Source organism: Buchnera aphidicola (Ceratovacuna keduensis) (assembly GCF_039372665.1).
In the GTDB taxonomy this organism is placed as follows: domain Bacteria; phylum Pseudomonadota; class Gammaproteobacteria; order Enterobacterales; family Enterobacteriaceae; genus Buchnera_G; species Buchnera_G aphidicola_D.
Map to the genome: position 1 here is coordinate 1 of NZ_CP134995.1, position 7059 is coordinate 7059.

General features: G+C 19.0%; 6 protein-coding genes. 5 read left to right on the forward strand and 1 reads right to left on the reverse strand.

Annotated features, from left to right (window positions below; all coding sequences use genetic code 11):
- The 5 genes from repA to leuA all read left to right on the forward strand — a co-directional run bounded on the left by repA (position 1) and on the right by leuA (position 6000).
- Positions 1 to 855: a plasmid replication initiator RepA gene (repA, locus tag RJK19_RS02080; RefSeq protein ID WP_343184224.1), complete on the forward strand. Its 855-nt coding sequence runs from the start codon at positions 1 to 3 to the stop codon at positions 853 to 855.
- Positions 856 to 1247: 392 nt separating this feature from the next.
- Entirely contained in the window at positions 1248 to 2339 is a 1092-nt protein-coding gene (gene leuB, locus RJK19_RS02085) for a 3-isopropylmalate dehydrogenase (RefSeq protein WP_343184225.1), read from the forward strand.
- Between the two features lie 7 nt (positions 2340 to 2346).
- Positions 2347 to 3753 carry a 3-isopropylmalate dehydratase large subunit gene (gene leuC, locus RJK19_RS02090; RefSeq protein ID WP_343184226.1) on the forward strand — a complete coding sequence of 469 codons (1407 nt, stop codon included), beginning with the start codon at positions 2347 to 2349 and terminating at the stop codon, positions 3751 to 3753.
- Between the two features lie 38 nt (positions 3754 to 3791).
- A complete protein-coding gene (leuD, locus tag RJK19_RS02095) occupies positions 3792 to 4388 on the forward strand; it encodes a 3-isopropylmalate dehydratase small subunit (RefSeq protein ID WP_343184221.1) in 597 nt (198 codons plus the stop codon).
- Positions 4389 to 4455: 67 nt separating this feature from the next.
- Positions 4456 to 6000 carry a 2-isopropylmalate synthase gene (leuA, locus tag RJK19_RS02100; protein ID WP_343184222.1) on the forward strand — a complete coding sequence of 515 codons (1545 nt, stop codon included), beginning with the start codon at positions 4456 to 4458 and terminating at the stop codon, positions 5998 to 6000.
- Between the two features lie 235 nt (positions 6001 to 6235).
- Here the strand turns inward: leuA and RJK19_RS02105 are convergent, their stop codons facing one another.
- Complete coding sequence (locus RJK19_RS02105; RefSeq protein WP_343184223.1) at positions 6236 to 6739, reverse strand: TIGR00645 family protein; 504 nt, start codon at positions 6737 to 6739, stop codon at positions 6236 to 6238.
- Positions 6740 to 7059 lie beyond the last annotated feature (320 nt).

Below are 7059 nucleotides of genomic sequence, written 5' to 3' on the forward strand. Positions count from 1 at the left end.
ATGTATCATAGAAAAAAATATATTTTTAATAAAAATCCTAAATTTACACCTCCTAAAAAAGATAAACAAAGACCAGCTTTTATAAATTATGCTATGAAAATGGCTTCTTTAACAGATGTTGCTAGATCTGAATTAAATTATGTAATACAACCAAAAAATCCTAGTACTGGAGTTTTATTAAATAGAAAGAGAAGATTAAATGAACATAGAGCATGTGCTATGAGAGTTATAGTTAAAGCAATGATATATCATTTTAATATTACATCAGATCTAGTTCAAGCATCAGTGGAACAATTAGCTGATGAATGTAATTTATCAACTATTTCAAAAGCAGGTAATAAATCTATTACTAGAGTTTCTAGATTAATAACAGAATTTATGGAACCTATGGGTTTTGTTGAATGTCAAAAAGTTTGGGATAAGGTCATAGGAAATTATGCTCCTAAAATGATAACTTTAACTCCTTTATTTTTTGAATTAATAGGTATATCTTCAAAAAAATTACGTAATGCAAAAAAACAACAATTAGGTTGGATAAATAAAGGATTAATTAAAAGAGGATTAAAAAAAATAACTTTTTCAGAAGCAAGAAGAATAGGAAAAGATAAAAGAATAAGAGGAATATTAAAACATAGACAAATTAAACATATTTTTTATAGAAAACATATGAAAGCAAAAAAATTTTTTTATATGGATGAAAAAATTGCTAAACAAAAGATTTTAAGAGCTTTAGTAGCAAGATATTCTGTATTAGAATTAACTACATTAGGAGCTAAAGGTTTAAAAAAACAAATAAATATTGAATACTATTATTTAAGAAAATTAGCAACTTCTCCTATACCAAAATTTCGTTAAATTATTTTATAATTAATTTTTATTTTATTAAAATTTTACAAATATATAAAAAATTTTTAAATAAAATATATAAAAAATTTTATTTTTATTAAGGTATATTTTTTTTAAAAAAAAATAAATGCATGTATAATAATTTTTATATGCAATCAAAGAGATAGATGCAAAATAACATAATTAAAAATCTTTTAAAAAAGAAATTATACATAATAAAAATATAAACATTACAAAAATATATATTAAAATATTAATAAAAAAATTGTAAATTTTTATAAAATCAATTATTTTTATTAACATATGAAATAAATTATTTATTAATTTTTTATAAAATAATTTAAAAATTTATTTATAACTTATAAAATATCTTTAATAAATATCAAAATATAATAAAAGAAATGTCAAAAAAATATAAAATAGCATGTCTTCCAGGAGATGGAATAGGTCCTGAAGTAATGAAACAAGCATATAAAATAATAAATATATTAAATAATAAATATAATTTAAATATATGTTATAAGGAATTTTTGGTTGGATATTCTGCTTTTAAAAAATATAATACTGTAATGCCAAAAAGTACTATAAAAGGATGTGAAAAATCTGATGCCATTTTATTTGGATCTATAGGTGATAATAGATATAAATCTTTAAATAAAAGTTCTTTAGAAAAAGATTCATTACTATATATCAGAAAAAAGTTTAATTTATTTTGTAATATAAGACATGCAAAATTATATTCATATATAAAAAATTATTCTCCTTTAAAAAAAAAAATAATTAAAAATGGTATAGATATAATTTGCATAAGAGAATTAATAGGAGGAATATATTTTGGAAATTCTAAATTTAAATATGATAATAAAATGAACATAAAATCTGCTTATGACACAGAAAAATATAATAAGAAAGAAATATATAGAATAGCAAAAATAGCATTTGAAATGTCTAAAAAAAGAAAAAAAATACTTACTTCAGTAGATAAATCTAATGTATTAAAAAGTTCAATTTTATGGAGAAAAACTGTAAATGAAATATCTAATGAATATCCAGAAGTAAAATTAAATCATTTATATGTAGACAATGCTATTATGCAAATAATAAAAAATCCAAGTTCTTTTGATGTAATATTATGTTCAAATATGTTTGGTGATATAATTTCTGATGAATGTGCCGCAATAATAGGATCTATAGGAATGTTACCATCAGCAAGTATAAATGAAAATGGTTTTGGACTTTATGAACCAGCAGGTGGTTCAGCTCCAGATATTAAAAATTTAAATGTTGCAAATCCTATAGCACAAATTTTATCACTTTCTATGTTATTAAAATATTCTTTAAAAGAAGTAAAAATATCAAAAGATATTGATAATTCTGTTAAAAAAGCATTAAAATTAGGATATAGAACTAAAGATATAAGTAATAAAAAAAATTATATTTCTACTGAAAAAATGGGTGATGTAATATCTAAAATTTTTATTAATATAAAATAGGTAAAAGATGAAAAATAAAAAAAATACTTTATATGAAAAATTATATAATTCTCATTTAATATATGAAAAAGAAAATGAAACTCCATTAATTTATGTAGATTTACATTTATTACATGAAGTAACATCACCTCAAGCATTTTCTTCTATGAAAAAAAAATCTAGAATTGTAAGAATGCCTAGTAAAACTTTTGCAACTATGGATCATAATGTTTCTACTAAAAAAAAAAAATTGATAAATTTTGAAAAAATGTCATATATTCAAATAAAAGAACTTATAAAAAATTGTAAATTGCATAATATAAAGTTATTTGATCTATCACATCCAAGACAAGGTATAGTGCATGTAATAGGTCCTGAGAATGGATTAACATTACCTGGAACTACAATTGTATGTGGAGACTCTCATACATCCACTCATGGAGCATTTGGAGCTTTATCATTTGGAATTGGTACATCTGAAGTAGAACATGTTTTAACCACACAAACTATACCTCAAATAAGATATAAAAATATGAAAATAAAAATTTCTGGTAAATTACAAAAATATGTTTATTCGAAAGATATTATTTTGCATATAATAAAAAAATTAAGTACATCAGGTGGTAATGGACATATTATAGAATTTTGCGGAGATACTATATCAAATTTAAGTATGGAAAGCAGGATGACAATATGCAATATGTCAGTAGAATTAGGTGCAAAATCTGGCATAATATCTCCAGATAAAACAACTTACAAATATTTAAAAAATAAAAAATATTCACCAAAAGGAAAAAAATGGTTAAAAGCAAAAAATTATTGGAAAACCTTAAAATCAGATAAAGGTTCTTTTTTTAATAAAAAATTTTTTTTTAATATAAAAAATCTAAAACCTCAAATTACTTGGGGAACTAATCCTAGTCAAACTATTAATATAAATGAAAAAATACCATCTTTAAATAAATATAAAGATTACTATGAAATAAAAAATGTAGAAAATACATTAAAATATATGAATTTAACTCCAAACACATATTTAAAAAATATACCAATAAATAAAGTTTTTATAGGATCTTGTACAAATTCTAGAATTGAAGATTTAAGAGAAGCATCAAAAATAATAATAAATAAAAAAGTACATAAAAATGTTAAAGCTATAGTAGTTCCAGGATCTAAATATGTAAAATTACAAGCAGAAAAAGAAGGTATAGATAAAATTTTTATAGAATCAGGTTTTGAATGGAGATTACCTGGTTGTTCTATGTGTTTAGCAATGAATGAAGATAAATTAAATCCAGGTGAAAGATGTATATCTACTAGTAATAGAAATTTTGAAGGCAGACAAGGAGTAGGAGGAATAACTCATTTAGCTAGCCCAGCAATGGCATCAGCTGCAGCTATATATGGAAAAATAGTAGATATAAGAGAAATTTAGACGAAAATATTATAAAAGAGGTTATAAAATTTTATAAAATGAAAAAATTCACAATACATACTGGAAAAATTTTACCATTAAACATATCAAATATAGATACAGATGTAATAATACCAAAACAATTTTTAAAAAAAATTACTAAAAACGGATTTGGAAAATATTTATTTTTTAATTGGAGATATTTGAATAATAATATTAAAAATATAAATTATAAATTTATATTAAATAAAAGTATATATAAAAATTCTAGTATATTAATTTCAAGAGAAAATTTTGGTTGTGGTTCTTCAAGAGAACATGCAGTTTGGGCACTAAAAGATTTTGGTTTTAAAGTAATTTTATCTTCTAGTTTTTCAGATATATTTTATAATAATAGTTTTAATAATGGAATTTTACTAATTGTTTTATCAAAAGATATAATTAATAACATATTTTCTATAATAAAAAAAAATATAATAGTATTTGCTAAAATAAATTTAATTAAAAAATATATATCTATAAAAGATAAAAAATATTTTTTTGAAATAAATTCTTTTTATCATTTCTGTATGATCAATGGATTAGATAGAATAGATTATACTATGAAATATAAACATAAAATAGAAGAATATGAAAGAAAAAATATATTTTATTAAAATTTAATATTATAATATTAATAATATTATTTAAATATTTATTATTTTATTTCTTTAAGGTTAACATATGAAAGAAAATATTATTATTTTTGATACTACATTAAGAGATGGAGAACAATCCTTACCTTATAGTTTAAATTCTTATAAAAAGTTAAAAATTGCAATTTTATTAGAAAAATTAGGAGTAGACATAATAGAAGCTGGGTTTCCAATATCTTCCCCTGAAGATTTTAAATCAGTAGAATTAATTTCAAAAACTATAAAAAAAAGCAAAGTATGTAGTCTTGCAAGATGCATAAAAAATGATATTGATATTTCAGCAAATGCTATGAGGTTTTATAAATATAATTCTTTTAGAATTCATTTATTTATTGGAACTTCTGATTTACACATAAAATATAAATTAAAAAAAGATTTTAAAGATATATTAGAAATGTCTATAAAATCAGTTATAAGAGCTAAAAAATATACTGATGACATAGAATTTTCTTGTGAAGATGCAGGAAGAACAAATATAGATAATTTATGTTTTATAATTGAAAATGTAATAAAAAATGGTGCAACTACTATTAATATTCCAGATACTGTTGGTTATACAATGCCATTAGAATTTTCAAAAATAATAAAAAAAATATTAAATAGAGTTCCAAATATAGATAAAGCAAAATTATCAGTTCATTTTCATAATGATTTAGGAATGGCTTCAGGCAATGCAATAACTTCAATACAATATGGTGCAAGGCAAATAGAAGGTACAATAAGTGGCATAGGAGAAAGATCTGGAAATACTGCTTTAGAAGAAGTTATAATGGCTATAAATACAAGAAATGATATATTAAATTTTAAAACAAATATAAATATCAAAAAAATTTATGATACTAGTAAAAAAATAAGTGAAATATGTAATTTTAGTATATCGCCTAATAAACCAATAATAGGAAGTAATGCTTTTTCTCATTCGTCTGGAATTCATCAAGATGGTATTTTGAAAAATAGAAAAAATTATGAAATAATTTCTCCTGAATCTATAGGATCTAAAAAACAAAATTTTAATTTAACTTCTAGATCAGGAAGAGCAGCAATAAAATTTTATATGAAAAATATGGGATATTCAGAAAAATTATATGATTTAAATAAATTATATAAAAATTTTATAAAATTGACAGATATACAAGGTAGAATATTTGAATATGATTTGGAATCTTTAGCATTTACAAAAAATTTTTATAAAGAAAGTAAATATTTTAAGTTAATTAATTTAGAAATTTTGTATAAATATAATATAGAAAATAAAATATTAATTAATTTAAAGATAGGAAAAAATAATAAAAAAAAAATTATTTCTAATAATAAAAATATTATATATTCAATTTTTAATTTATTGAAAAAAATTTCTAAAATAAAAATGAAATTAAAAAATTTTATTTCAAAATCAAAAATTTATAAAAAAAATATTATTATTGAAGTTAATGTTTTTGCAATATATAAAAATATGAAATTTTATGGAAATAAGATTTCTTCAAATTTTATTGAATCTTATATATTATCTTTAATCAGTATATTAAATAGTATAAGAAAATATAAAAACATTAAAAAAATTAAAAAATATTAATATTTTTTAAAATATTTTTTTTATAAAATTTTAAAAAAATATTTTAAAATAAAAAATGTACACAAATATAAAAATTTTATATTAATTTTAACATAATAAAATATTTATAAAACTCTTATTTTATAAAAAATAATAAAATTAGTTTAATAATATTTATATATAAAATATATTTTTATATTAAAATTAAAATATTTTATTAAAATAAAATATTTATTGTGTACATTATTTTATATTTTTAATTATTATATTTTTTTTTACTCATTTTATCTATATAAGACATACCAAAAGCAGATATTATAAAAGTAATATGTATTATTACATACCACATTATTTTGTTATCTAAAATTTTTTCTGCATTCATAAATATTCTTAAAAGATGAACTGAAGATATAGCTACTATTGAAGAAGCTACTTTATTTTTTATTGAATTTACATCCATTGTACCCATCCAACTTAACCTATTTTTGTTTTCTTTTACTTCTTCCATTTTCATAATAAAATTTTCATATCCAGAAAACATTACCATTACTAATAATCCTCCTACTAATGCTATATCTATTAATGATAATACTATTAAAATTAAACCAGATTCTGACATTTTAAAAATTTCAGGAATTACTAAAATAACTTGTTGAAAAAATTTTAAAGTTAATAAAATAAAACCAAAAGATAAACCAATATATACAGGAAACATTAACCATCTTGATGCATATATTATATTAGCAATTATTTTTTCCATTTTTATAAATTTACCTTAACATTTTTATATATTTTATGTAAAATTTATAATATATTTTTTTTAAATATTAAAAAATATTTTATTTAATTAATAGTAATATATTTAAATAAATATTTTAATTAATATTTTATATTTTTACAAAAAAAAATATTAAATTATATAAATAAAATATTTATTTTTTAATATATTTTTAAATTTAAAAATTGTTTTAATATTAATATTTATTTAATATAAAATATTAAATAATAAAATATTTTTAGTATTTTTTTTAAAACTAAAAAAATGTTTAAACTATTATTACTTTTTTATTGAGAAAAATT

Excerpts from the sequence above, each read along its gene's own strand:
- RJK19_RS02105 (WP_343184223.1), bottom strand. The coding sequence starts at position 6,739 with ATGGAAAAAATAATTGCTAATATAATATATGCATCAAGATGGTTAATG.
- leuC (WP_343184226.1), top strand. The coding sequence starts at position 2,347 with ATGAAAAATAAAAAAAATACTTTATATGAAAAATTATATAATTCTCAT.
- leuD (WP_343184221.1), top strand. The coding sequence starts at position 3,792 with ATGAAAAAATTCACAATACATACTGGAAAAATTTTACCATTAAACATA.
- leuB (WP_343184225.1), top strand. The coding sequence starts at position 1,248 with ATGTCAAAAAAATATAAAATAGCATGTCTTCCAGGAGATGGAATAGGT.
- repA (WP_343184224.1), top strand. The coding sequence starts at position 1 with ATGTATCATAGAAAAAAATATATTTTTAATAAAAATCCTAAATTTACA.
- leuA (WP_343184222.1), top strand. The coding sequence starts at position 4,456 with ATGAAAGAAAATATTATTATTTTTGATACTACATTAAGAGATGGAGAA.